Here is a 23,803-nt window from a genome sequence, read left to right as displayed (position 1 = left end):
CGCGCGCCGCGCCCTCCGGGGGCCGGCGGCACTCCGCCCCACGGCACTCCGCGGCCCCCTGTGTGGCCCCCTTATGTGACCCGGGCAACCCCCGCTGCGTGAGCCGGCTCATTCCCGCGATGGTCGTTTTGCCGCGATTACGTGTCCTTCCCCACAATTCCGCCAGGAATGACGCGGACGAAACGGATAAGGCGTTCCATGGGAGTCGGCCGGAATTCCTGCGTCCAGATGTGTCTGCGTCCAGTTGGCGGCTCGCTCGGGGATTTTTCGCAATCGGTAGCAATGGAGAAGCGTGTGATGACGGACCGCAAGCGCCGCAAGGGCCTCATAGCCAGTGCCGCGCTGCTCGGCGGGGTACTCACGGTCGCCGCGTGCGGCGCCAGCAGCGCCACCGGCCACGGCGGCGGTGCCGCCGCGGGTCGCCAGGGCAACGGACAGCACGACAGCGCGCAGCAGGTCGACGAGGCGGCCGCCCAGGACGCCTCCCAGGCCAAGATCACGATCACCCCGCAGGACGGTTCCACCGACGCCGGACCGAACGGCGTGCGGGTGACCGCCAGTGGCGGCAAGCTCACCGGCGTCACCATGACCACGGTCGCCGCCCACCAGGCGCAGCAGACCCCGCACAGGACCGTCCCCGGCACGCTGTCCGCCGACGGCAGCTCCTGGAAGCCGGACCAGGCGCTCTCCCGCGCCACCACCTACAAGATCACCGCGCACGCGAAGGACGCCCAGGGCCGGACGGCGGTGGAGAACTCCACCTTCACCACCGTCTCCCCGGCCAACAGCTTCATCGGGAACTTCACTCCCGAGGACGGCTCGACGGTCGGCGTCGGCATGCCGGTGTCGATCACCTTCGACAAGCCGGTCAAGAACCGCAAGGCCGTGCAGTCCGCGATCTCCGTCGCGTCCAGCAGCAACCAGCAGGTCGTCGGCCACTGGTTCGGTGACAAGCGGCTCGACTTCCGCCCCAAGGACTACTGGAAGCCGAACTCCGACGTCACCCTGAAGCTCGCGCTGGACGGCGTCGAGGCGTCGCCGGGCGTCAAGGGCATCCAGAACAAGACCGTCCACTTCACCGTCGGTCATGCGCAGGTCAGCACCGTTGACGCCGCGACCCACCAGATGACGGTGGTCCGGGACGGGAAGACCGTCCGCACCATCCCGATCTCCTCGGGCAGCGCCGACCACCCGACCTACAACGGCCAGATGGTCATCTCCGAGAAGTTCCAGCAGACCCGGATGGACGGCTCCACCGTCGGCTTCACCAACAACGACGGCAAGGGCGAGTACGACATCCCCGACGTCCCGCACGCCATGCGGCTGTCGAACTCCGGCACCTTCATCCATGGCAATTACTGGGGCAAGGGCATCTTCGGCAAGGCCAACACCAGCCACGGCTGCATCGGCCTGAAGGACGTCAAGGGCGCGGGCGACCCGTCCACCGACGGCGCGTGGTTCTACAACCACTCGCAGATCGGCGACGTCGTGAAGGTGATCAACTCCCCGGACAAGACCATCAAGCCGGACAACGGCCTCAACGGCTGGAACCTGTCCTGGTCCCAGTGGGTCGCGGGCAGCGCGGTCTGACCGCCCCGCGGCTCCGCCCCCGCGGACCCGCACCACCCGGCGCCCGGCGCCACCGCGTACGCCGCGGTGGCGCCGGGCGCGGCGCGTCGGGGAGCGCGGGGCGGCGGAGGGCGCGGCGGGCCGGCGGGCCGGGCGGCGGCGCCGGACGCGGGGCGGCGCCCCCGCACGGCCGCCGGGACCGAGGCGGGCCGGGCGGCGCCCGCGGCCGTCCGTACAGTGGCCGGGTGAGCGACCACACGAAGCACCGCGGCGGACGCGGCGCCCGCGACGCCGGTTCCGGGCCCGCCGCCGCCGCCCTCCTCGGCGACCTCCTCGGCCGGGTCCGCTACGCCGCGGACGGGGCGCCCGCCGAGGACGCCATCGAGGCGGGCGCCTCCCTGCTGGCCGCTGCCGCCCCCGGCTGGGAGGCCATGAGCACCGCCGTGGTCGCGGCCGCCGTGGACGCCGTACGCCGCTGCTGGGCGGGCGGCTGGCACCCCGCCGACCTGGAGCGCATCGTCCGCCGCAACGCCCCGGCCGGGTCCCCGGCGGCAGCCCTGGCTATCGACGCCATCGCCGCCGAGCACGCCCGCCGCCCCCGTGCGGCCGCCGCCTCCGGGGCGGACGCGCCCCGCGACCCCCGCTGGCGCGCCCAGCTGGACGCCCTCGACGCCCGCGTCTGGTGGGACGCCGACGCCGGCTACCTCGACGCGCTGGCCGCCCGCCGCCGCACCTCCCGCTTCGAGACCGCCTGCGACGTGCTGACCGCGCTGCGCCTGCTCGCCCGGCTCCCGCGCATCACCCCGCTCCCGCCCCCGGCCCCGTCCGGCCCGGCCCCGTCCGGCCGCTCCGCCCCGGCCGGCGGGACGGCCGCCTCCCGCGCGCTCGGCCGGATCCGCGGGCTGCTGGCGAAGGCCGAGGCCACCACCTTCGCCGAGGAGGCCGAGGCGCTGACCGCCAAGGCCCAGGAGCTGATGGCCCGCCACAGCATCGACGAGGCCCTGCTCGCGCGCCCCGGGGCCCGCGCCGCCGACGGCCCCTCGGCGATCCGCATCGGCATCGAGGGCCCCTACGAACAGGCCCGGGCGCTGCTCCTGGACGCCGTCGCAGCCGCCAACCGCTGCCAGGCCGTCTGGGCCGCCGACCTGGGCTTCTCCACCGTCGTCGGCTTCCCGCCCGACCTGGAGGCCACCGAACTCCTGCACACCTCGCTGCTCCTCCAGGCCACCGCCGCGATGCACCGCGCCGCCGACGCCCACCACGCCCGCGGCCGCTCCCGCCGCACCCGCGACTTCCGCCAGACCTTCCTCATCGCCTACGCGGACCGCATCCGCACCCGCCTCTCCGCGGCCACGGCCGCCGCCACTGCCGCGGCCACTGCCGCCTCGGCCGACCCCGACCGGCTCCTGCCGGTCCTCGCCGCCCGCGACCTCGCCGTGCGGGAGACCACCGGCGCCCTCTTCCCCGACACCGCCCCGGTCCGCCTCCGCGGCGCCCACGACCCCGCCGGCTGGCACCACGGCACCACCGCCGCCGACCAGGCCCACCTCCCGCCCCCGAAGTCCTCCTGACCCCGCGCGGGCCGCCCGCCGGCCGCCCGCGCCCGCCGGCCGCACCTGGTTATGTACCGCCCTGTCCATAACCCGTGCTAGCGTTTCGTATCGCTCAGTCCAAAACAGTGCGGCACGGTGCGGCAACGACGGCGGCACCGTGCCGCGACGACGCATGACGAGGAGGGCGCTGCGATGGCGGCGGACGTGGCGGTAGGCGGGGTACTGGCGGGCAAGGTCGCGCTGGTGACCGGCGGTTCGCGGGGGATCGGGGCCGCGACGGCCCGGGCGCTGGCCGCCGAGGGGGCCGCGGTGGCGATCAGCTGGACGGCCTCCGGGGAGCGGGCCGGCGCGCTGGTGGCGGAGCTGGCGGAGGCCGGCGTGCGGGCGGCCGCCTACCGCGCCGACCAGGGCGACCGGCAGCAGGTCGCCGATCTGGTGGCAGCCGTGGCGGCCGATTTCGGACGGCTGGACATCCTGGTGAACAACGCGGCGGTCGCGGTCAACGGCGCGGTGGACGACGCCGCGGGCGATCCGGCCGCGTTCGAACGGCAGTGGGCGGTCAACGTCGGGGGCGTCGCCTCGGCCGTCCGGGCCGCCGCCGGTGTCCTGGGCGAGGGCGGGCGGATCATCACGGTCGGTTCGGGCCTGGCCACCCGCGCCGGGTTCCCGGGAGTGGCCGACTACGCGGCGACCAAGGCGGCGCTCGTCGGCTACAGCAAGGGCGCGGCCCGGGACCTGGCACCGCGGGGCATCACGGTCAACGTCGTCCAACCCGGCTGTGTGGCCACCGACATGAACCCGCCGGAAGGGGACTTCGCGGATGCCCAGCGCGCCGCCAACCCGATGGGCCGGTTCGGCCGCCCGGAGGAGATCGCGGCCGGCATCGTCTTCCTCGCCAGCCCGGCGGCGTCGTACGTCACCGGGGCCGTCCTCGACATCGACGGCGGCTACCTGGCCTGAGCCCCGGCCCGGGACCCGGCCGCCCGGGCGGACACCCTCTAGCGGCACCCCGCGGGCAGTTCCGCCTCGATGAGGTCCGCGGCCCGCCGGGTACCGCCCTCGGCGGCCATCTCCCGCTGGACGGCCGCGAGACGGCGCCCCACCTCCGGGACGGCGACGAGCGCGAGCACCGCCGCCCGGAGAGTGGCCGCGTCCGCCCGGTCCATCGGGACGGAGCGGCCCACGCCGAGCCTTTCGAGCATCTCCGCATTGCCGAACGGGTCGGCGGCCTGCGCCACGGCCACCAGGGGCGTGGCGGTGGCCAGCCCCTCCTGGCTGCCTCCCGTGCCGGCGTGCGTGATGAACGCGTCGGCCTTCTTCAGGACCGCCAACTGCGGTACCCAGTCGCGTACGTCGACGTTCGCCGGGATCTCCCCGAACTCCTCGGCGGTGACGCGCTTGCCCGCCTGGAGCACGACGTGCCACCCCGGCAGCCCGCCGAACGCCTTGAGGCACTCGCGGTAGAAGCCGGGCTGCTTGGTGAAGGACGAGCCGAGCGAGACGAGCAGCACCCGCTCGGCGTCCGCGGGCCGCTCCCGGTCGCCTTGCGCCGCGCGGTCGCCCTGGCAGGCGCCGACGAAGGAGCGGACGCTCTCGTCGTGGCAAGGCGAACCGTCTCGTGCAATCTCTTTTCCGGTGCCGCAGCACAGGTCGCCCCGTGGTGCCGGGGGGAGCGCCGAGGGCGAGCGGCTCAGCGTCCCGGCGGAGCCGCCGCAGCCGAAGACCTCACCCGTCCGCCTTGGCCACCCCCACCGGGCAGGAGACCCCCGTCCCCCCGATGCCGCAGTAGCCGGCGGGGTTTTTGTCCAAATATTGCTGGTGGTACCTCTATCTCCCAGGCAGTAGAACTGCCATGAAGGTAGGGGGAGTTCATCGCGGACAACAGTGAACAACTGGTTCCCGTCGTGGCCTACGCGCGCATCTCGGCGGACTTGGCCAGGGACGGCCACGGCGCGGAGGACCAGCACAAGGTCAACGACGAGACCGCCGCCAGGGTGGGGGCGAGGATCGTTCACTACTACACCGACAACGATCTCTCTGCTGCGAAAGCGGAGGTCGTTCGGCCGGACTTCGAGGAGATGCTGAAGGTTCTCAGGGCCGGACGCATGCCGAACGGGCAGGCCGTACGCGGCGCGATCGTCGTCGCTGACGATCGCCTGGTGAGGCGTGTCGGCGACTACGAGCGTTTCGTGGACGCGCTGACGCACGAGGACGGCCGGGTCTACGCCGACGCGAAGGGGCTCAAGGATCTGTACAACGAGGACGTCGAGTCCATGGGGCTCTTCGGGGTGGTGATCGCCAAGGCCGAGGTGCGCAAGATCAAGCGACGTACTCGCCGGTCCCACCGCCGACGGGCGGAGCTGGGAATCCCGGTGGGAGGAACACGGCCGTTCGGCTGGAATGACGACAAGAGGACGCTCCGTGAGGAGGAAGCCGAGAGGCTCGCCCAGGCAGCGCGCGACGTCATCGCGGGCAAGTCTCTGCATTCCATCCTGAAGAAGTGGCGGGAGGAGGGCGTCCGGACGGTCCATGGCAATGAATGGCAGTCCAGGTCACTCAAGCTCGCGTTGTGGAACCCGCGCCTCTGTGGCTGGCGCCGGCACAACGGCGACTTGGTGCGCGACACCAACGGTGTGCCGGTGAGCGGGCAGTGGGAGCCCCTCATCACCCCTAAGGAGTGGATGGCTATCGATGCGCTTTTTTCGTCCAGAATCGGCCCCAACGTCAAGGCGGATGGGACGGTCACCGACTACAGGACACCGAACCACTTGCTCACCGGAATTCTCCGATGTGGGAAGCCGAAGGATGACGGGCAGATCTGCAACGCGCCGATGAGGGTGAGTACGCGACCGAATCTGTCCGGTGGGTTCGTCTACCAATGCCCGTCGCGTTCCATGGGTGGATGCGGGGGAAGCGGCCGCAATGGCGCCAAGGTCGATGAGTACATCACCGAAGCTGTATTGGCAAAGCTTGAAGAACGCAAGGTGGCTTCGAGCGCGGTCGTTGCACAGTGGGAGGGAGAGGAGGAGCTCGAGCGTCTGACGAAGAAGCAGCGAAAGCTGCTGCGGGCATGGCAGGCCGACGAAATCTCGGATGAGTTGTTCTTTCCTGAGAACCGCACCATGGAGGCTCGGATCAGGGAACTGCGTAACGCTCGCACTCAACACGCGTTGCGCGTCCAGCGCAACTCCGCGGTGACCGACGAAGACGTTCGGCGGAAATGGTATTCAGGTGAACTCGACCTGGCGCAGAAGCGAACCATTATCCGCGAGATGCTGCATGCGGTAATCGTGCTTCCGGTCGGTGGCGGAGGCAGGAGGCCGTTCAACCCGGACCTACTCGTCCCGAAATGGATCGAGGACTAGGTAGTTTTTCGGATCAGTTGACCGCTTGGTGATCGGCCTGAGCTACCGGTGGCTGACGGCCCCTCAGCGGCTGGAGACCGGGCCATCCTGGTCCTTTGCGAGGTCAGCCACCGCTGGCCTCGCAATTCTTCGCACGGCTGCGGGGAAGGCCTCTTCTGAGGCCGGTCAACTCGCAGAAGGTGCTGCGCTGCCTTGCCTCATGCCGCGTCTTCGTCATCTGGACTGGATTCCCGCGCGTAGTGGAGGTCGAGGACGTACCGCTCGGGTGTGGGGTTGTTGCGCCAGACGTGCTCGAGATTACCCGTATCGGGGCGTTCGGCCAGCTCGACGAGGGCGCGGTTGTAGTAGTCGAGCGTGGCGTGCCGCCCGGTCCACCAAGCGATGCCCTCGTAGACGCCTGGCCGCGGCAGGTCCATGGTTCCGGCAGGGCCAAAGGTGAGTTGGTTGATGACAAGGCAGGCGGTGGTGGATTCGATGGTTACGGGAACGCTGCCTTCGCAGTGGGTGGGGGGACTCTGAGGCTCGTCCCAGACCCGGATGATGACATCGACCCCAATAGCGGGTTGCAGGCTGTGGAGGTACAGGTGGTAGCCGTTGCCGGCTACCACCTGCTCTCGCGCTGCCTCAAGTGCGGCGCTGTCCTGGAGATACGCGTCGGAGTCGTAGACCTCTACGAGACAGCGGTCCGGTTCTGCTGTCACGGTGTACTCGGTGATCAGCGCCACAATGCATTCCTTGGTTCAGCTTGTGATGGTTACGAAGAAGGGATCACCGTCGAGGATTCTGTTGGCGGTGTACATAAGGTTGAGTCGATTTCCGCCCGTCTCGTTGTCCTTGCCGTCGATGAGACGCACAGAGTAGCGATCGTCGCCCTTACCTGATCCCTCGCGGGTGGAGGCGAAAGGATATTCATCGCACTGGAGGGGAGTGCCAGAGTAATCACCCCATACTTTAGCGCATTCTTTAATCGACTTTTCTCTGTTTTCCTTCTGCTTGTTGATGTCGATGAGGCGGTGGAGTGGCTCCTTGGCCCCTGGGACACTCTTGCCGGGCCAGGAGGGAAACGTGCGCTCCGGGTGCTCCTGAGCGTCGAGTATGTGCTGAGCACTTTCCTTGACGGCAGGGTCCTTGAGGCTCAACTTGAGCTCTGCACGGCCTTCGCTGAAGACCGTCCCTTTATGCTTGCCGGCGGTGGGCCCTGCGTAGTCGAAACGTACATTGGAGTGGTAGGCGTCAACCTGCTTGTAGGGCTTTACGCCCGGTGCGTTGACGGTTAGCTCTGCCATCACCAAGGACGTCGCCAACTGCAGATTCCCCTTACTCCACTGGGGGCCGGAGTCGGGCGAAGTGTACGTGAGAGTCCATTGAGGCTTCTTGTCCCAGGCGCCGAGAAGCTCGTCACGGTTCTCCTCCTTGGGGCCTGTCACCACACTGGAGGGGTCGGAGGGGAACCCCGACGTGTGGCTGAAGTACTGGCCTACCGTCCAGTTCCGCGCGTCCGCCCCGGACCCAGGTGCGGTCTGCACCCGTATGTTTTCGATACTACTCACGTAGTCGACGCGCCTGGCTCCATCGGTGGCGAAGCCGAGCACCCACATGTCGAACCAAAGCCGTCCAATCTCTTGGGTGCCTTTGGTATCGCGTAGAACGAGGTCGAATGGGCGCTTCTGGCAGGTTTCGAACCTGCTTTTCAGCCATCCCTTTGAAGCTGCGGCTTCTTTCTGTTTGGCGCACTGCTCCCGTAAGTCGGTCTCTTCGCTGCCGACTGTTACGGGAACACGGCTGGGCCCTGTGGCGAACTCCAGAGCTGGCGCGGCTGTTTTTTCCGGCCGATATCGGTCAAGGGGCACTGGGTTGTTGAGGCGTCGCAGGGTGTCGGGGGGAAGTGTCGCCGCAGAGACAAAGGTCAAGTTGCTCTTTGAGCTGAAACTGGCTGACGCCGGATTCGTGGCGGCGTTGGCAACAGGCGGGGAACCGGCCAGGATAAGGGCGCCAGCCACGACGAGTAAGCGGGCTTTGCGCGCGATGGCTATGTGGTGAGTCATCGTTGAGACTCCTGAATCCTGCGTCTGCGGGCGGAACGGGCTACAAGGGCCTTCGGCGTCGAAGCGGGTAGTGCCGTCATCGTTGGCATGTCTGTCCCCAACACGCCTCGATTAATTGGCCGGTTACCGCAGAATAGGAAGCCCGGAACCCGGAAAACTTGGCGCCATGGCGATCAGGGCCGGATGTGGCCTCTGATGAGGTCGCCGTCCATACGGAAGAGTCAGGGATTCCTGCCGCGAAGCCGGCCACCTTGGACGGGCCAGCCACAGTCAGGCCGTCAGGAGCCACACCGAAGGACGCGGATGCTCTCTGCCGAACGTCCTCCTCGCTGGGCGGTCCCGACGTTTCGGCTTCCTTGGGGGGCGCTGAGAGCGCGGCTTCCATGTTGCACAGCCGAGGGCCGGTGACGCATTCGGCCAGCCCCGGGACCTTGGCCAAGCACTCGTCGGGGCTGTCGCGCAGGCACTGCTGCAGTGCCTGCTGGTTTACCCCATTGAAGGTTTCGGGTCTGTCGGTGTTCAGCGGTGACGCTTGAGCCGTCAGTCGCGATCCCGTGGTTAGGGAGGGCTTTGTGGGCGTTCCTTTGCGAGGCTTTCCTGCGGTCCACTGGCTGAAGGAAGTGCCACCGGACATCTTCGCGTTGAAGCAGTAGGGTGGCTTTCTGGTGGCACCGCAGGTTCCGAGTGAGATGACCTGCGCGGTATTGGCCGATGCTACTTGATGCCATGCCTTGTCTTCGCTCATGAACTGCATGCGGCTGGCGATGTCGGGGACATGGACGTACTGCGGACCCATCACTTCAAGGCCAAGGTCGATCCGATTGGGGTTCCCGCGTGGAACCTTCAACTGGTGCCCGGTGCTGCCGACCTTGTTGAAGTCGTAAAGGACGTCCCACTGATCGCCGCGTTCCTGTCGCACGACCATGTAGGTGTGGTTGCGGCGGTCCGCCTTCGTTGGGTTGACCCCGGCGTTGATGGCCTTCGTCACACCGCCCTGAGTGCTGAGCTCGCTCCAGCGCGGCCCGTAAGTTTGCGTCGCCTTGCCGGTCTTCTCCGCGTAGAGGCCGACTTCGATGTTCGGTGCGAAGGGCGAAGCCTCGGTGTTCGGTGACACCCTCATGTAGTTCGCAACTTGAACTGTGGTGGTCGGCGTGTCGACCCCGTCGAAGGCTATGGGCTCGTTCCGCCAGGTCGCGAACCCGCCAATCATCGGCTCGCCCGGCTGGCTGCACGTCATCGCCCAGAATGTGATCTGCGCGCTGTATGCGATGTTGCAGGACGTCGTGGGTGGTGTTGCTGCCGCCGGCGCGGCCGCTATGGGGACCAGGCCGAGTGCGCCAGCAAGCGCAGCCAGCACGCCACGACGTATCGGTAAGTGCATTCCCTCTACTCCCTTTGGGCGGTCTTAGGACGGGAGTGAAGTTAGCAGGGCCCAGTCGGCTATGCCCTGATAGACCAACAACTGACTTGAAGTCGCCCATGTGGCGTGTGACGCCATGAGTTCAACGTATCTTTCCCTCTAGGACCGTAAGAGTGTGAAGGAAGGGCAGGGGGCCTCGTGTCTCCCCGGCGCGCTCCTATCGCATGCCTTCACCCCCGTGACCGGCTTCGCCCCGTTCTTTTTCTTCGCCGCGTTCGACCAGAGCCACGCCGAGGACCCTCGATATACGATGCCAACGCTCGTCGCCCCAGATCGGGGCCTTGGCCGCCTGGGCCCGCCCCCACTCGCGGGCGCTCGGGTGACTCATGCGTCACCCTTTCGTTCGGCGTGCAAGTGCCTTTCTTCCCGGGCCAGTTCACGGTTTATGGCGAGGTCTTCCGCGATGCCGGCAGCGATAAGAGAGGCTCCGGGACTGTGTCCGGATGCGATGTACCGCCAGTGCTTCTCGCTGATCGCACCGGGAGTGGCGGTCGGGTCGGGCGAGGCGCCGGCACGCTGGTGCTGAGCGCGGTCGGCGCGCAGCGTCGCATACGTGGTGGAGTAGACGCGTGATTTGGTGAGGACGTGGCCCCGGTACCCGAGAGTGTGTGCCCAGGACCGGAGTCTGATCGCTTCCAGCTCAGGGAGGCCACCGAGTCGCCAGCACGCGTGGACAAGGGTTCGGACGTGCGGTGACAGCCGCCCCGTGGGAATGTCGTCCGGACCGTTGATCGGGTGGTCCAGGCCGGTAGCGGCGCCGGTCGCACCCTTGGTGACGTACTTGGCGACGTAGGCGGCTACGGCGTCGTCAGCCAAGCCTTCGTGGCCGCCGAAGGCACGGAGCGGTCGTACGTCGATCTGGGACCCCCAGCGCAGGGTGTGTTCTCCAAGGACCCGGCTATACGGAGTGCGCATGTGGACGGCTGCTGCGGCGGTCCGTACGGCTGCGGTCAGGTCTTCGGCCGACGCCCATGCCGGAGGCGGATCGCCGGGACCGGCCGCGCCGTCGAGGCGCACGACCGCATGGACGTGTACTGCCGCGCGCTTTTGGTACTCGGCGACTTTGGCGTAGGAGATACGGACCGCGCGGCGCAGGCCAGTGCGGGTGCGTCCGGTGCGGGCGGCGAGGTGGTTGTAGAGGTTGTCGGTGAACGCCTTCCAGAGGCGGCCGGCGTGGGCGTGCCAGAGGACGTGCGTCGGGTAGTCGTAGCAGGCGGGGCACAGGGGTTGCCCGATGAGCGGGTCGGTGGCGTCGTGGGTGGCCGGGCAGCCGAGGGGGCGGTCGTGGTCGCAGCGGTCGGCGTCACGCCGGGGGCGGCAACGATCTCCGTCCCTGGTGGTGCGGTGGACGGGCCCGAAGGAGGGGGCGGTGAGGGTGACGAACAGCCGGGGGTGGTCTCGTACGTCGGTCGGGACGTTCTTGCCGCCGAGGAGTCCGGCGCGGACGAGGTGGAAGGTGTCGCCGGCGTAGAGGCGGGAGCAGGGGGCGCAGACGGTGGCGCGGCGGTTGCGGCAGCGGACAAGGAGGCGTTCGCCGGGTTCGTTCCTGGTGTCGTAGTGGTGCAGGATCTCGCCGGTCGCGCCGTCGCGGGTGGTGGTCGAGCCGGTCAGGTGGATCGGGTGGGCGCAGCCGCCGATGGCGGTGATCTGGGCCAACCAGCGCGAGAACTGGGGGTCTTGTGCGATGCGGAGGATGTCTCGGTCTGTCTCGGAGAGCTGACGGAGGCGCGCCGCGCGGTCGAGGGCGGCGCGCCGGTCAGCCGCAGTGGTGGCGGTGATGGTGGGGACCTCCCGGGGTGGGCCGCCGAAGCGGCGCGGATGGTGGCGGTTGGGTGGGTTGGGTCCACGGTGATCACTCCTTGTGGTCGGTGAGGGGGCGGTCAGCGGATGGTTCCGGTGCCCCGGCAGCAGCGGCAGCGGCGCCGGTGGCCGGAGGGGGTTTTGCGGTAGCGCTGTCCCTTGCACACGGGGCAGCGGACGCGGCGCATGGACATTGCTGGCGCCTTCCCGGTTGTCAGGTGCGGGTGACGATGGAGATGACCCACTGGACGAGGCCGTCCGCGGCGAAGAGCAGGGGTGTCTGGCCCACGTACATGCCGAACAGGCTGATCAGGGCTGCTTCCCACCACTTGACGTCGCGGGAGCGGACGAGGAGGACGGTGATGACCCCGAAGACCAGGGCCAGCAGTACGGCGGACTGCTCGCTCACAGCAGCGTCCCCCCTCCGGGTACGCCCGCCAGGAACTTCGGGCGGGGAGTCATCCGGGCGTGTTCGGCCGCTGCCGCCCGTGCTTCGGCCGGCGTGGTCAGACGGGACCGGCCGCGCACCCAGCCGCCCAGGTCGCCGGTGGTGACGGCGACTCCGCGTTCGGCTTCACCGATGGACTGGGCGACGATCACGGCGTCCTTGTTGAGGTCGCCGAGTGCCATCTCGGCGGTGCCGGGGTCGTTGACCCGGTGGCAAATCCGGCCGCTGAGCTGGGCCCGCAGAGCGGTGACCCCGGGCCCGAGGTCCGAGCCGACGCGCTGGCCGGCTACGACCAGGTGCATGCCGAGGGCGGCGCCGAGCTGGGCGAGCCGCAGCAGGTAGGTGGTGCACTCCTCGGCTTCGGCGCGTTGTTCCTTGCTGCCGTTGGTCAGGTACAGCTCCGCCAGCTCATCGATGATCACCACGGCCGGTACGGGCCGGGTCTTCTCGGGCAGTTCCCAGATCGATCGGGCCCCGGCGGAGCGGCAGGCTTGCATGCGGGCCTGCATCTCGGTGACCAGGGCGGACAGTACGGTGACCGCCTCACTGCGGCAGGTGGCCAGGGCCGAGAGCCGCATCTCCAGCAGCCCCAGTTCCATGCCGCCCTTGCAGTCGATCCCGACCAAGGCCACCGGTTGCGGGGCGAGTTCGGTGACCAGCCGAGCCAGCAGCGTGGACTTGCCCGATTGGGTCGCGCCGACGATCAGCCAGTGCGGCACCCGGCGGAAGTCCATGGTCCACGCGCGTCCCGACTCCAGTGCACCGACCGTTGCCGACAGCAGTTCCCCCGCGCCCAGGGTGGGGCGGTCGGTGTTCTCCAGGGGATCACGTGCCGTCGCGGTGATCATTACGATGCCGCGTTCCGGGGAGACGACGCGGACCGAGTGGACCCGCCAGGCGTGGGCGAAGGCGTCGGACGAGGCGAGGAAGGGCGCGGGTGTCTGTCCCGGATGCAGTCGGACCTGCACTTCCAGCCCGTAGGGCGTGGCGCGCGGGAACGATATGCGCGGGGTGCGGGGTGCGCAGCGGTTCGCCCTTGATCTCCAGGTCACCGAGGACGCGCCGGTTCGGTTTGTGGGAGACGGTCAGGCCGTTGAGGTAGGCGACCCGGCGCCAGGTGAACGCCACCCGCAGCGCGGTGACGGGGTAGCCGACGAGGTACCAGTGCCACTCCGGCCGCCGTCGTTGCAGCTCGTTGCGGAAGACCAGCAACCAGATCACGAGCGCGAGCGCGCAGGTGAACAGGAGCATTCCCATCAGGCACCGCCGCCCTTGCCGGCCGAACCGGCAGTGGGGGCAGAGGTAGCGGGCGCGGGGGTGATGGCGGCGGCGCGGAAGCTGATTCCGTGCCGATCGCCCATGGCCCACGCTAAGGCTTCCATGCCGGTCACGCGGATTTCGGTGCCTTCCACAACATCCTTCGGCTCGCCGGGAACGGCGATCTCGATCACGGAGACCCGCCGACCTTCCTGACGTACCGTCACGCCGACGGTGTAGATGGTGTTGCCGTCCCGGTCCTTCTTGACCTGCTGGGTCTCGAAGTCGGCGATCTTCGGTTCCGGCCCGACCGCGCACCGGAGCACGCCGAGCCGAGAGGTCTCCACAGGGATGGACGGCATGAGTTGCGGCCTCCTTGGCCATACAGAGGAGACGTCCTGTGACGTCACTCGCGCTTACGAGTTGCGCCCACTATGCATGCCGTGACCACCCGGGGCAAGCGCTTATGCTTACGAGTGACGTCAGGTAACGTCAGAACCGCCGACCAGAGGTGATGAGGAGGCCCCGACATGGGAGAGATCCAGCGCCCAGGAGCGCTGTACCAGCAGGTGGCGGCCGAGATCCGAAGCGGGATCACCGCGGGTGAGTACAAGCCGGGAGCCCTGCTCCCGTCAGAGGCCCAGCTCATCGACCGGTACGGGGTCAGCCGCCCAACCGTGCGCAAGGCCATCGACGCCCTTCGCGCCGAAGGGCTGGTCGAGGTGATCCACGGCAAGGGCAGCTACGTCCGTGCGGTGCCCGCCCCGGCGGTGAACATCGAGCGGACCATCACCCGCACCGGCACGACCTTCCGCACCGGCCACCAGGACTGGCAGCAGGCCGAGGCCCCCACCATCTACCGGACCACGACCACGGCGACCACCGGGCCGCTGCTCGGACTCGGCGAAGGCGAGGCGTTGTTCGCCGTGGACCGGCTGTTGTCCGACCCCCACACCGGCACCCGTGCGCTGCACCGCGTGCTGATCCCGTTCGCCACCGCTGACCAGGTCGAGGAACTTGCCAAAGCCCCGGACACGGCCCCCGGGCAGATCTACGCCCTGCTCACTGAGGCTGGCCACACGCTCACCTGGGACGAGACCGTGAGCGCCCGGATGCCCCTGCCCGACGAGCGCGACGTCCTCCAGGTCCCCGACGCGACCCCGATCCTGCTCGCCTGCCGCGTGACCCTGGGCACCGACCGACGCCCCCTGCTCCTCGAAGAGCTGCGCACCGGCGCCGACCGCGCCCAACTCGCCTACCACCTCACCGCCGACAGTCCCCGCGCGCTCCACACCGTCTGACGCCCTCCACCCGGCGGCTGTCGAAACCTGTCTTCACTTACTCAAGGGCGCGCCTGCGGCGCGCCGGGCGGCCAGGCCGCCCCGCCGGGCTGCGGCCTGGCGGCCGGTCCCGGCGGACGCCCACCGCCCGCAGCACCGCAACCGGCCCGAGTACCGGCCAGCGGACAACCGCCGTGCGGGGCAGGGGCGTTGTGGCCCCGGGGCCGGCGGCCGTGGGGACTTTAGGCAGCCACCACGGGGCGAGCCTCTAAGAACAGGGGGCCGATCGGGCCATTGCGGGCAGGCGAGGAGCCAGCCCGATCGCTGGCCAGCGTAAGGCCCCCTGTTCTCTCGCCCCGTGGCAGCTCCCGCCCAAAGTCCCCACGACCACCGGCGCTTGCACAGCGCGCCACCCAGGTACCGCCCGTCGCACCCCGACTGCCCTACCCGGCATTACGCCCCCGGGAAGCCGCGGCGCGCACCAGCCCCGCCACCCGCCGCGTGGTTGTGGGCGACAGCTCGAAGCGCACCACGCCGGAGCCGTCCGTGTCCGTGCCAGCCCGGAGCTTCGCACCCGCCGCTTCCACACCAGCCGCGGAAAGCGCGTCTGCCAGCTCATCCGCCGCCCGTGTCGCGTCACGCCAGCCGGTCAGGTAGTCCACCCCACGCACCCACAGCACCGCGTCCGGGTCGAACTGTGCGCCCCCGAAGCCCGCGTCCCCCGACCTGTCCATCGCTTGAAGTCCCTTCGCTGTTCGCTGGCAGAAGGCCGGCCGCCAGGGCCCGCAGCGTGAACGCATGGCAACGGCCCCGGTAGCATCGGCTCCGGGGTCCGCAGGGACTCCTGGCCGGACCACCCCCGCCCGGCCAAGGTTCGCGGGGTGGTCCGGTTACAGCTCTTGGTCCGGTCGCATAGGTGGCGGTCACCGCCGCCGAGTCCTTGGTGCGACCGTCAGCGGTTCAGCCGGATCTGCGCCGCAGCGCCTGATCCAACGTGCCGCACTTGATGCCGAACTTCTCGGCAACCTCCTCATGGGTCATCCCGTCCGCCCGCAACCGCTCGTACGCCGCCGCAGCCCGGCCGGACGCCGAATTGCGGACGTCCCGCCCCCGCAGCGGAACGCGATGACGTCGAAGCAACCGGTAGAGCGCCCAGGACGACATTCCGAACCGCGCCCTCAAGGGGGCCACCGACATTCCCTCGCCGTACAGCGCGATGATCTCCGCCGCCTGCTTCTCGCGCTCCCCGGCAGCCTCGTCTGAGTCTCCGGGACGCCCCGGCGCCTGACCCGAGCGGCTTCGCGCAGTCCCTCCACTCACTGCTTCACCGCCTTCGGCACCGCCCGGAAGAAGCAGGTGTGCATGGCCCGGAACAATCCGTGCCCCGTCTGCCCGGCGTGCTTGAGCGCCCAGTTCTGCGGCCCGCCCGGCTCCTCCGACACCACCGAGGAGGCGTCGCACGACATGCACTCCATCTCGTAGAACGGCATGCTGCCGGAGGTCTCCACCTTCAGCACCCAGTCCGCGAAACGCCGAATCGCCGCCATCGCCATCAGCGCCCCCGCCTTCCGCCGCGGTCGACGTCCAACAGGTCACCGGCGTGAGCCCGCAGGGGACCCCCCGACTTGAAGACCAGGGTCACGGCCGGCCCACCGGATCCGTACCGCTCCGAGCGGACGGCCTTCACCTCCCGCCACTCCCCGCGGACCAGCACGCGGTCGCCCCGCTGCACCTTCAAGGCAGACATCCGTGCCATCACGCCTCACTCCCGCCACACGTCGTCACCACGGCCCACACCAACTTGCCGACGCCGTCCCGTTCGGCCACGCCCCAGCGCGCCGCCAGCCGATCGACCAAGAGCAACCCCCATCCGCCGGCCTCTCCGGACGGCCCCAAGACCGGGAGCTCCTCCGACGCGTCGTGTACCTCGATACGAAGCCCGCCGCCCTCGCGCAGGTAGCGGGTCTCGATCTCCCGACCCGGCGGGACGCGCGCGTGCCGGACCGCGTTCGTGAGGAGTTCGGAGAGCACCAGCAGGGCGGCCTCCTCGATCATGGCCAGGCCCCACTCCGCCAGCACCTTGCGCAGTTCGGCGCGTGCCAGGCCGACACAGCGGCGATGCCGGGACCAGCGGCTCACGACCACTGGCCGGATGCCGGCTTCGGGCTCTCCCTCCTGGGCGACCGTCACCGTGCTGCTCACCGTCGCTCACCGCCTTCCAGGCGTCTACGGAACGTCGAACGGCGTGACGGTAAGCCCGCAAACGACAGCGGACCCGGAAGAAAATTCCGGGTCCGTTTTTTCCTCCGCGTCGCGCTAGGCGATCGCTCCGAGGGCGACGGCGAGTTGCTGCGCGTCGCGCCGGCGTGTGCGCTTGTGCAGCCTGCGGGCCAAGTCCCGTGCGAACTCGTGTGCCTTCACCTGCTCGGGCGCCGTGGTGTAGGCGCGCTTCAGATTGTCCACCGCCTCATCGGTCCGGCCGGCTTCCCCGTAGGCGCGGGCGACATCCAGTCGCAGCCGTGCCCGGCGCTCCTTGGGAAGGCCGACCGCCCGCACCGTGGGCGCTATGTCGACGGCCAGCTGGATGTCCTGGAACTCCAAGGCGGTCGCGAGCCGATGGATCGCCACGTTCGTCGGCCCGAAGGCGGTCCACATCTCGTTTCCATCGGTGCCCAGACGGTCAGCGGCTTCCTGCGCCTTGCCGATCATGTAGTCCGTCAGGGAACGATTGCCCATCCTGGCCGCAGCGACACAGCCATTGAGGAACAGCGTGCCGTACAGCGACAACGACGTCGGCGAGGACTTCCACCAGTTCCGCTCCAGCTCATCGGCACTGTCCAGAGTGCTGTCCACTGCTTCCGCCGGCATGTTCGCCCCGAGCTGGACGTGGGCGATGGCCCTCCGCAGGGACAGAAGAGCGGCGGGGTCACCCGACTCGATCGCCGCGATCTCACCCTGGTCCGCGGCCGTCCACGCCAGGTTCGTCTCACCCAGCTTCCTCAGCAGCGCTGCCGCCGCATGGCACGTCAGTGCGAACAGCTTCAGTGCTTGTACGCGTTCGCTGCCCGACCGCCGCTCGTTCATGGCGGTCCGCGCGTCGGCCAGCAAACCGGGCAACCGCTCCGCCAGCGCTGCGAACTGACCGGACTGGTACCGCTCCCACGCGTCGGCGACCTCCACCGACAGGCGCTCCAACCGCATGGGTTCCCGGCCGGCCACCAGGGACCCCGCCAACCGCCGGGACTGCATCAGCGCGGCCCGGATGGCGGGCACGCTGGCCGCGAACCCGTCGCTGTCCTCCAGCAGAACCGGCGTTCCTTGAAGGTCCTCGATGTGCACCCGCAGCGCGTCGGCCAGGTCCGCCAGCATCTTGACGTTGTTCACGGGAATGCGGCCGGACTCCACGCGATAGACCCAGTCCTCGGACCGGCCCAGCAGCTCACCGAGTTGCCGCTGATGCATGCCCCGGCGCTTGCGGTAGAACCTCACGCGCTTGCCGAACTCCAGGTGGTCACTCATGCCGCGCATGGCCGCGCTCCCCTCGCTCTGCCCCACCCGAGTGTTACACAGCGTGCACAACGAATGACAGAGATCGAGGCATCTCACCCCCGCCGAGCGACGGCCGCTAGGGTCGGCCGCATGGCCGAGAACGAGCACGAACAGCGCATGGCGACACCCAGAATGGCAGCGGGCGCACTGTTCTTCGACGACCAGGACCAGGTCCTCTTGGTCAAGCCGTCGTACAAGCCGAAGTGGGAAATCCCGGGCGGCTACGTCGAGCGCGCGGAGTCCCCTCTGGCCGCCTGCCGCCGCGAGGTCCAGGAGGAACTCGGCATCACTCCGGCCATCGGCCCGCTCCTGGTCATCGACTGGGCCCCGAGCGAAGCCGAGGGGGACAAGGTCCTGTACGTGTTCGACGGCGGGCAACTGCACGCAGAGGAACTCGCCGGTATCCGGCTCGCGCCGGACGAACTGCTGGCAGCCGAGTTCCACCCCACGGAGAAGCTCGATGACCTGCTGATCCCGCGGCTTGCCCGGCGCGTAAAGGCAGCAATCACAGCCCGAGCGCAGACACTCACGGTGTACCTGGAACACGGTGAGCTACCGAACAGCGGGCAGGGGAACCAGAACCCTTGAAAGCCCTTCGTTTCTGCCCCGTCCTCCTATCCGAACAGATCGCGCCAAAGAATCGATGGCTGCGCACAGGGCCACGAGGAGGTAGTGGATACCCAGCCGGCATACCGGGGCGGAGGCGCTCCAAAGTCGGGTCCCGCTCAGGCGAAAATCTCATAGAGTGAGCCGAAGTGGCGTAGCGTCAGCAGTTCGAGGCGGGCCGGCAAATCGGGGGGACCGGTGGCACACGGGTGGAAGATCATGATCATCGTGCTGGCGGCGGCCGGAGTCGTCTCCACGCCACTGTTCTGGCTGCTGGACAGCCCTGATGCAGGCCAGCTGGCCGGGGCCTCCATCCAGGCAGCCGTCGGCATCATCGCCTTCGTCTGGGCGCTGTTCCAGCCCTCGGGACACCGCACGGACGACACGGCGGTCAGCACCGGGGAGGCCCACGCCAAGAGTGGGGGCACGGCTGTCACCGGTGTGAAGCGCCCGCAGGGACGCGGTAGCGGCTCGGCGAAGGCGGAAAGGACCGGAAAGGCCACCGCCACCGGCGACGGCAGCAACGCGGTCACCGGCATCGACTACAGCTGAGCGGTGCACCCGGGCTGAGTACGCACGAAAAGGAAATGGCCACGTGGTAAGCGGAGAGACGGGTCCCCAGGATCGCGCGGAGCCCGTAGACGCCCAGGTAGCGGTCACCGACACGGGGCACGCCACGGCCGTGTCCGGTGGCGTGGCAGTGACCGGCTACCGCGGCCCGCAGCCGGACAACGACGCTGGCCCCCGGGTACGAGTGTCTACGACCGGGAGTGTGTTCGCCTCCAAGGGAGGGCTCGCCAACTCCGGCTATATCCACCAGGTCAGCACGGAGAAGCTGACTATGGTGCAGCAGCATGCGCGCCGTGAGCCTGCCATCTTGCCGCACCAGGTCGGAGTGATCCCTTCCCGGGCTCAGGCCTTCCAGCACCGCGCCGAGGCAGAGCGGGTGCAAGCCGTACTTGGCGCCGGCGGCACGGCTGTGCTGGGCCAAGTCCTGACCGGTATGGGCGGAGTCGGCAAAACACAGCTCGCCGCCGACTATGCCCGCTCCGCCTGGGACGAGGGCTCGGGCGACAAGTTGGACGTGCTGGTCTGGGCTACCGCGAGCACCCGCTCCGCGCTGGTGGCCCGCTATGCGCAGGCTGGCGTTGAACTCTGTCAGGCCGACCCCGACGATCCCGAAAAGGCTGCCCGGGCTTTCTTGGCCTGGCTCACCCCCAAGGCCGCAGCGAAGCCATGCCGGTGGTTGATCGTCCTGGACGACGTCGCCGACCCCGACGATCTTCGCGGTCTGGGGCCGCCTGCCAGCCCTTACGGCCGCACCCTGATCACCACGCGCCGCCGTGACGCCGCCCTGACCGGGGAAGGCCGCCGCCGGATCGAGGTCGGCCTGTTCACCGAGGCCGAGGCCGTCGCCTATCTCACCCGGTCGCTGGCCTCCCACGACTTGGAAGAGCCCCCGGAGCAGCTCGCCGCCCTCGCCTGCGACCTGGGATATCTTCCGCTGGCCCTGGCCCAGGCCACTGCCTATCTCATCGACTCCGGCGAGAACGTGGCCGCGTACCGAGCGCTACTGGCTGACCGGACCACCACCCTCTCCGACGCCGCTCCCGACCGGCTCCCCGACGATCAGGCCCTCCCTTTCGCCGCCGCGTGGTCGCTGTCAATCGACCGGGCCGATACCCTCCGCCCTGCCGGCCTGGCCCGGCCCATGCTCCAGCTGGCTGCCTTCCTGGATCCCAATGGCATTCCCCAAGCCGTCCTGACCAGCGAGCCCGCCCTTGCCTTCGTTGCCGAGCACCGACACCGAACCGGCCAGGACCTCACCGAGGACCCGGCCCCGGTCTCCCCCCGGGATGCCGTACAGGCCCTGCGTGCACTGCACCGCCTCAGCCTCATAGGCCACTCCCCACCAGGCCGTCCGTGTCCACCAGCTCATCCAGCGCGCCACGCGCGACATGCTTGCCCCCGACCAGCACTCTCATCTCGCCCGCACCGCCGCCGATGCCCTCCTAGCGGCCTGGCCCAAGGTAGAACGAGACACCACCCTCCCGCAGGCTCTGCGCGCCAACACAACCGCCCTCATCGGCTGCGCCGAATACGCTCTGTACCGGCCGGACGCCCACGCCGTCTTGTTTCATACCGGCCGAAGTCTTGGGCAGAGTGGCCAAGTTTCCGCCGCCATCGACCACTTCCGTCTCCTCGCCAGTAGCACCCGCCGCCACCTCGGCCCGGACCACCCCGACACCCTCACCACCCGCAACAACCTCGCCTCCTTGCGAGGGCAGGCGGGGGATGCGGGCGGAGCTGCGGAGGCCTTTGCCAACCTCCTCGATGACCAGGTGCGGATCCTGGGCGAAGATCACCCCATCACCCTCATCACCCGCAACAACCTCGCCTCCTTGCGAGGGCAGGCGGGGGATGCGGGCGGAGCTGCGGAGGCCTTCGCCAACCTCCTCGATGACCAGGTGCGGATCCTGGGCGAAGATCACCCTGACACCCTCGCCACCCGCGGCAATCTTGCTTCCTGGCGGGGGAGGTGGGGGATGCGGGCGGAGCTGCGGAGGCCTTCGCCAACCTTCTGGATGACCGGGTGCGGGTTCTGGGCGAAAACCACCCCGACACCCGCGCCACCCGCTACAACCTCACCTACTGGCGGAAGGCAGCAGAGACGGCAGCCCGAGCGACCAGGGCTGCTGCGGGCTTCGATGGTGTGACCCGGCCCCGTCATTGACGCGGGTTGAGACGGGACCTACGACGCCTCCTCTGCTCCCCACCTAGCGCGTCAGCGGCTACACACCCAGATTGAATGCTGAGGCACCTTTGGGCAACGCTGCTGGGTGCGCCCTTACGGTTGCAAGAACTCAGCCGTCGGCCTTGGCGACGCCCACCGGGCAGGAAACCCCCGTGCCACCCAGCCCGCAGTAGCCGGCGGGGTTTTTGTCCAAATATTGCTGGTGGTAGGGCTCGGCGGCGTAGAAGGGGGTGGCGGGGAGGATTTCGGTGGTGATGTCGCCGTAGCCGGAGGCGTGGAGGACCGTGCGGTAGGCGTCCCGGGAGGCTTCGGCGGCCTGCTGCTGGGCGGGGGAGTGGGTGTAGATCGCCGAGCGGTACTGGGTGCCGACGTCGTTGCCCTGGCGGAAGCCCTGGGTGGGGTCGTGGGACTCCCAGAAGAGCTTCAGGAGGGACGTGTACGGGACGACCGACGGGTCGAAGACGACGCGGACGGCCTCGGTGTGGCCGGTGTGGCCGCTGCACACCTCTTCGTAGGTGGGGTTGGGGGTGTGGCCGCCCTGGTAGCCGACGAGGGTGGTCCAGACGCCGTCGGTCTGCCAGAACTTCCGCTCGGCGCCCCAGAAGCAGCCCAGGCCGAAGTCGGCGGTCTCCAGGCCCTCCGGGTACGGGCCGAGCAGCGGGTTGCCGAGCACGGTGTGCCGGTCGGGGACGGGGAACTCCCGCTCGGGGCGGCCCTTGAGCGCTTCCTCGGGAGTGGGCAGGTGGGTCTTGAAGCGGGAGAAGAGCATCAGGATCGGCTCCAAGGGACGGAGAGGGAAGGAGGGAGAGGGAGGAGGGGCGGCGGGCGGGGCGTTGCGTACTACGGGAACGTGTCGGGGGCCGGTGGCATTCCGGGGTGATGGACGGCCCGGTGCTGGGACGGGCTCGGTGGCGATCCGGGGGACGGTCCGCTGGGGACCCGGGGGTGGGCCGGGCCCCGGGGCGTCAGTCCTGGGCGCGGAAGTCTGCCGGGGTGCCGCCGAGCTGCTCCCAGCCGGCGATGGCCAGGGCGCGGTAGGCGGCGTACTCGGCGGCCGGGCTGCGGCCGTAGGACCAGGGGACGGCGCCCACGTGGCCGTCGACGAGGCGGAGCTGCTCCATCGCCTCCGCGTAGCGCTCGGCGTGGACCAGGAACCACACGAGCAGGTGGCGGACGTGCGGCGTCATCGGGTGGTCGGCCGGGGCCTCCCGGAGGGCGAAGTGGGCGCCGTCGATGGCGCGTTCGACCACCGCGCTCTGGAAGAGGCTGCGGACCATGTTGGCCTCGGGCAGGTGCTCGTAGACCGCGAACAGCGGCAGCGCCGGCAGCAGGCTGTGCGCCGGCGCCCCGGAGGCGGCGCGCTCGGCGAACGCCTCGGCCTCCTTGCGGGACCCGTGCCACTTCTCCGACCAGTACGGGAGCGCGGCCAGATGCGCGCCCATGTGGTGCGGGGCCCGCTTCCGGACCGTGGACCACAGCTCCTCGTAGTCGGCGGGGCGGTCACCCAGGCCGCGGGCGACGGCCAGCTCGGTGATGTACGGGACCGGACTCCCGGGCGCCAGCAGCGCCGCCTCCCGGCAGACCGTCCGGGCCTCCTCCAGGATCATCCGGAAGTCCTGCGAACCGGGGTCGCGCAGCGCCTGGACGACCAGGAACTGGGCGTGCGTCTCCGCGCCCCCGGCGTCCTTGGGCGCCTCGGCGCGCCAGGTGCGCAGCCAGATGCCGCCGGTGCGCGGGCCGCCCTGGGCCGCCGGGTCCCCGGGCGTCTGCGCCAGCTCGAACGCGGCGGCGCCGGCCAGCGTCTGCACCCGCTGCCAGCGCAGCTCCCAGTCGTCCCCGGTGGAGCGCAGCAGCTCGGCGGCCGGCCGCCAGTCGTGCGTCCGGCGGACCTCGGCGAGGGCCTGGTCCAGCGCCTCGTCGGGGCCGGGCAGCCGGGCGTCGAGCTGCTCCAGGGGGACGAAGCCGTAGCCGGTCATGGGGTCGGCGGCCACCGCCAGGCCCCGGATGCCGTGCTGGACGGCCCGCCGGCGCCGCATCCAGGGCAGGAAGACCAGACCGCCGAGCGCGATCGCGACGAGGAGAAGCAGCAGAGCGTCCATGTGGTGTGTCCCGGTCGGGGTCGGAGGGGCTGGGAGGGGTGGCGAGGGGGTGGGGGA

Annotated in this window: 22 protein-coding genes and 5 pseudogenes; 10 read left to right on the top strand and 17 right to left on the bottom strand. The window is 69.5% G+C overall.

Features of this window, described 5'->3' with window-relative positions; genetic code table 11:
- Positions 1–297: 297 nt before the first annotated feature.
- From MUU72_RS32660 to MUU72_RS32650, 3 genes are all read left to right on the top strand, one after another.
- Positions 298–1,590 carry a L,D-transpeptidase gene (locus MUU72_RS32660; RefSeq protein WP_248017070.1) on the top strand — a complete coding sequence of 431 codons (1,293 nt, stop codon included), beginning with the start codon at positions 298–300 and terminating at the stop codon, positions 1,588–1,590.
- Positions 1,591–1,814: 224 nt separating this feature from the next.
- On the top strand, positions 1,815–3,140 hold the full coding sequence (locus tag MUU72_RS32655; protein ID WP_248017069.1) for a DUF2786 domain-containing protein: 1,326 nt from the start codon (positions 1,815–1,817) through the stop codon (positions 3,138–3,140).
- Positions 3,141–3,314: 174 nt separating this feature from the next.
- Positions 3,315–4,082, top strand: coding sequence for an SDR family oxidoreductase (locus tag MUU72_RS32650; RefSeq protein ID WP_248017068.1), 768 nt, complete (start codon positions 3,315–3,317; stop codon positions 4,080–4,082).
- Between the two features lie 38 nt (positions 4,083–4,120).
- Here the strand turns inward: MUU72_RS32650 and MUU72_RS32645 are convergent.
- Together MUU72_RS32645 and MUU72_RS32640 are read right to left on the bottom strand one after the other, a co-directional pair.
- Positions 4,121–4,720, bottom strand: a pseudogene (locus MUU72_RS32645) (nucleotide disphospho-sugar-binding domain-containing protein); the annotation flags it as partial.
- A 127-nt stretch (positions 4,721–4,847) separates the two neighbouring features.
- Positions 4,848–4,946, bottom strand: a pseudogene (locus tag MUU72_RS32640) (peptide-methionine (S)-S-oxide reductase MsrA); the annotation flags it as partial.
- Between the two features lie 80 nt (positions 4,947–5,026).
- On the opposite strand from MUU72_RS32640, the gene MUU72_RS32635 reads away from it, so the two are divergent.
- The gene (locus MUU72_RS32635) at positions 5,027–6,487 is read left to right on the top strand and encodes a recombinase family protein (RefSeq protein WP_248017067.1); all 1,461 of its coding nucleotides are present in this window, start codon (positions 5,027–5,029) and stop codon (positions 6,485–6,487) included.
- Positions 6,488–6,684: 197 nt separating this feature from the next.
- Here the strand turns inward: MUU72_RS32635 and MUU72_RS32630 are convergent, their stop codons facing one another.
- The 7 genes and pseudogenes from MUU72_RS32630 to MUU72_RS32600 form a co-directional block, all read right to left on the bottom strand.
- On the bottom strand, positions 6,685–7,212 hold the full coding sequence (locus tag MUU72_RS32630) for a hypothetical protein (RefSeq protein ID WP_248017066.1): 528 nt from the start codon (positions 7,210–7,212) through the stop codon (positions 6,685–6,687).
- Positions 7,213–7,227: 15 nt separating this feature from the next.
- On the bottom strand, positions 7,228–8,532 hold the full coding sequence (locus MUU72_RS32625; RefSeq protein WP_248017065.1) for a NucA/NucB deoxyribonuclease domain-containing protein: 1,305 nt from the start codon (positions 8,530–8,532) through the stop codon (positions 7,228–7,230).
- Between the two features lie 76 nt (positions 8,533–8,608).
- Positions 8,609–9,913, bottom strand: coding sequence for a hypothetical protein (locus MUU72_RS32620; protein ID WP_248017064.1), 1,305 nt, complete (start codon positions 9,911–9,913; stop codon positions 8,609–8,611).
- A 363-nt stretch (positions 9,914–10,276) separates the two neighbouring features.
- On the bottom strand, positions 10,277–11,731 hold the full coding sequence (locus tag MUU72_RS32615; RefSeq protein ID WP_372503288.1) for a replication initiator: 1,455 nt from the start codon (positions 11,729–11,731) through the stop codon (positions 10,277–10,279).
- A 235-nt stretch (positions 11,732–11,966) separates the two neighbouring features.
- On the bottom strand, positions 11,967–12,161 hold the full coding sequence (locus tag MUU72_RS32610) for a hypothetical protein (protein WP_248017063.1): 195 nt from the start codon (positions 12,159–12,161) through the stop codon (positions 11,967–11,969).
- Positions 12,158–13,457, bottom strand: a pseudogene (locus MUU72_RS32605) (FtsK/SpoIIIE domain-containing protein). Before MUU72_RS32605 ends, MUU72_RS32610 begins: the two are co-directional and overlap by 4 nt.
- Positions 13,457–13,819 (bottom strand): SCO3933 family regulatory protein, encoded by a 363-nt coding sequence (locus MUU72_RS32600; RefSeq protein WP_248017062.1) that lies wholly within the window; start codon positions 13,817–13,819, stop codon positions 13,457–13,459. The pseudogene MUU72_RS32605 and the gene MUU72_RS32600 overlap by 1 nt, the downstream one beginning before the upstream one ends.
- Positions 13,820–13,987: 168 nt before the next feature.
- Between MUU72_RS32600 and MUU72_RS32595 the strand changes: the two genes are divergently transcribed.
- A complete protein-coding gene (locus MUU72_RS32595) occupies positions 13,988–14,758 on the top strand; it encodes a GntR family transcriptional regulator (RefSeq protein ID WP_248017061.1) in 771 nt (256 codons plus the stop codon).
- A gap of 422 nt (positions 14,759–15,180) precedes the next feature.
- On the opposite strand, the gene MUU72_RS32590 is transcribed toward MUU72_RS32595, so the two are convergent.
- The 5 genes from MUU72_RS32590 to MUU72_RS32570 all read right to left on the bottom strand — a co-directional run bounded on the left by MUU72_RS32590 (position 15,181) and on the right by MUU72_RS32570 (position 18,265).
- Positions 15,181–15,471 carry a hypothetical protein gene (locus tag MUU72_RS32590; RefSeq protein ID WP_248017060.1) on the bottom strand — a complete coding sequence of 97 codons (291 nt, stop codon included), beginning with the start codon at positions 15,469–15,471 and terminating at the stop codon, positions 15,181–15,183.
- A gap of 226 nt (positions 15,472–15,697) precedes the next feature.
- Positions 15,698–15,928 carry a sigma factor-like helix-turn-helix DNA-binding protein gene (locus MUU72_RS32585; protein WP_248017059.1) on the bottom strand — a complete coding sequence of 77 codons (231 nt, stop codon included), beginning with the start codon at positions 15,926–15,928 and terminating at the stop codon, positions 15,698–15,700.
- Between the two features lie 125 nt (positions 15,929–16,053).
- Positions 16,054–16,284, bottom strand: a complete 231-nt coding sequence (locus MUU72_RS32580) for a DUF7848 domain-containing protein (protein ID WP_248017058.1) — start codon at positions 16,282–16,284, stop codon at positions 16,054–16,056.
- A gap of 208 nt (positions 16,285–16,492) precedes the next feature.
- Entirely contained in the window at positions 16,493–16,939 is a 447-nt protein-coding gene (locus tag MUU72_RS32575; protein WP_248017057.1) for an ATP-binding protein, read from the bottom strand.
- Between the two features lie 114 nt (positions 16,940–17,053).
- The gene (locus MUU72_RS32570; protein WP_248017056.1) at positions 17,054–18,265 is read right to left on the bottom strand and encodes a helix-turn-helix domain-containing protein; all 1,212 of its coding nucleotides are present in this window, start codon (positions 18,263–18,265) and stop codon (positions 17,054–17,056) included.
- A gap of 111 nt (positions 18,266–18,376) precedes the next feature.
- On the opposite strand from MUU72_RS32570, the gene MUU72_RS32565 reads away from it, so the two are divergent.
- The 3 genes and pseudogenes from MUU72_RS32565 to MUU72_RS35780 form a co-directional block, all read left to right on the top strand.
- On the top strand, positions 18,377–18,874 hold the full coding sequence (locus MUU72_RS32565) for an NUDIX domain-containing protein (RefSeq protein ID WP_248017055.1): 498 nt from the start codon (positions 18,377–18,379) through the stop codon (positions 18,872–18,874).
- Between the two features lie 216 nt (positions 18,875–19,090).
- A complete protein-coding gene (locus MUU72_RS32560; protein WP_248017054.1) occupies positions 19,091–19,444 on the top strand; it encodes a hypothetical protein in 354 nt (117 codons plus the stop codon).
- Positions 19,445–19,733: 289 nt separating this feature from the next.
- Positions 19,734–20,297 (top strand): annotated as a pseudogene (locus MUU72_RS35780) (NB-ARC domain-containing protein); the annotation flags it as partial.
- Positions 20,298–20,555: 258 nt separating this feature from the next.
- Here the strand turns inward: MUU72_RS35780 and MUU72_RS35775 are convergent.
- Positions 20,556–20,843, bottom strand: coding sequence for a hypothetical protein (locus MUU72_RS35775; RefSeq protein ID WP_248017081.1), 288 nt, complete (start codon positions 20,841–20,843; stop codon positions 20,556–20,558).
- Positions 20,844–20,850: 7 nt separating this feature from the next.
- On the opposite strand from MUU72_RS35775, the pseudogene MUU72_RS36075 reads away from it, so the two are divergent.
- Positions 20,851–21,204, top strand: a pseudogene (locus MUU72_RS36075) (tetratricopeptide repeat protein); the annotation flags it as partial.
- Between the two features lie 90 nt (positions 21,205–21,294).
- Positions 21,295–21,609 carry a hypothetical protein gene (locus MUU72_RS36070; RefSeq protein ID WP_248017077.1) on the top strand — a complete coding sequence of 105 codons (315 nt, stop codon included), beginning with the start codon at positions 21,295–21,297 and terminating at the stop codon, positions 21,607–21,609.
- A gap of 147 nt (positions 21,610–21,756) precedes the next feature.
- On the opposite strand, the gene msrA is transcribed toward MUU72_RS36070, so the two are convergent.
- Both msrA and MUU72_RS32530 read right to left on the bottom strand, forming a co-directional pair.
- Positions 21,757–22,416, bottom strand: coding sequence for a peptide-methionine (S)-S-oxide reductase MsrA (gene msrA, locus MUU72_RS32535; RefSeq protein WP_248017076.1), 660 nt, complete (start codon positions 22,414–22,416; stop codon positions 21,757–21,759).
- Positions 22,417–22,612: 196 nt separating this feature from the next.
- Complete coding sequence (locus tag MUU72_RS32530; RefSeq protein WP_248017053.1) at positions 22,613–23,746, bottom strand: hypothetical protein; 1,134 nt, start codon at positions 23,744–23,746, stop codon at positions 22,613–22,615.
- Positions 23,747–23,803: the final 57 nt, after the last annotated feature.

Source organism: Streptomyces rhizoryzae (genome assembly GCF_023155275.1).
GTDB lineage: Bacteria > Actinomycetota > Actinomycetes > Streptomycetales > Streptomycetaceae > Streptomyces > Streptomyces rhizoryzae.
This window is presented reverse-complemented; position numbering and strand designations above follow the sequence as displayed.

Bases quoted from the DNA above. Each gene is read 5' to 3' on its own strand.
- MUU72_RS32660 (WP_248017070.1), top strand. From the start codon at position 298: ATGACGGACCGCAAGCGCCGCAAGGGCCTCATAGCCAGTGCCGCGCTG.
- MUU72_RS32650 (WP_248017068.1), top strand. From the start codon at position 3,315: ATGGCGGCGGACGTGGCGGTAGGCGGGGTACTGGCGGGCAAGGTCGCG.
- MUU72_RS32625 (WP_248017065.1), bottom strand. From the start codon at position 8,532: ATGACTCACCACATAGCCATCGCGCGCAAAGCCCGCTTACTCGTCGTG.
- MUU72_RS32620 (WP_248017064.1), bottom strand. From the start codon at position 9,913: ATGCACTTACCGATACGTCGTGGCGTGCTGGCTGCGCTTGCTGGCGCA.
- MUU72_RS32600 (WP_248017062.1), bottom strand. From the start codon at position 13,819: ATGCCGTCCATCCCTGTGGAGACCTCTCGGCTCGGCGTGCTCCGGTGC.
- MUU72_RS32595 (WP_248017061.1), top strand. From the start codon at position 13,988: ATGGGAGAGATCCAGCGCCCAGGAGCGCTGTACCAGCAGGTGGCGGCC.
- MUU72_RS32590 (WP_248017060.1), bottom strand. From the start codon at position 15,471: ATGGACAGGTCGGGGGACGCGGGCTTCGGGGGCGCACAGTTCGACCCG.
- MUU72_RS32580 (WP_248017058.1), bottom strand. From the start codon at position 16,284: ATGGCGGCGATTCGGCGTTTCGCGGACTGGGTGCTGAAGGTGGAGACC.
- MUU72_RS32570 (WP_248017056.1), bottom strand. From the start codon at position 18,265: ATGCGCGGCATGAGTGACCACCTGGAGTTCGGCAAGCGCGTGAGGTTC.
- MUU72_RS32565 (WP_248017055.1), top strand. From the start codon at position 18,377: ATGGCCGAGAACGAGCACGAACAGCGCATGGCGACACCCAGAATGGCA.
- msrA (WP_248017076.1), bottom strand. From the start codon at position 22,416: ATGCTCTTCTCCCGCTTCAAGACCCACCTGCCCACTCCCGAGGAAGCG.
- MUU72_RS32530 (WP_248017053.1), bottom strand. From the start codon at position 23,746: ATGGACGCTCTGCTGCTTCTCCTCGTCGCGATCGCGCTCGGCGGTCTG.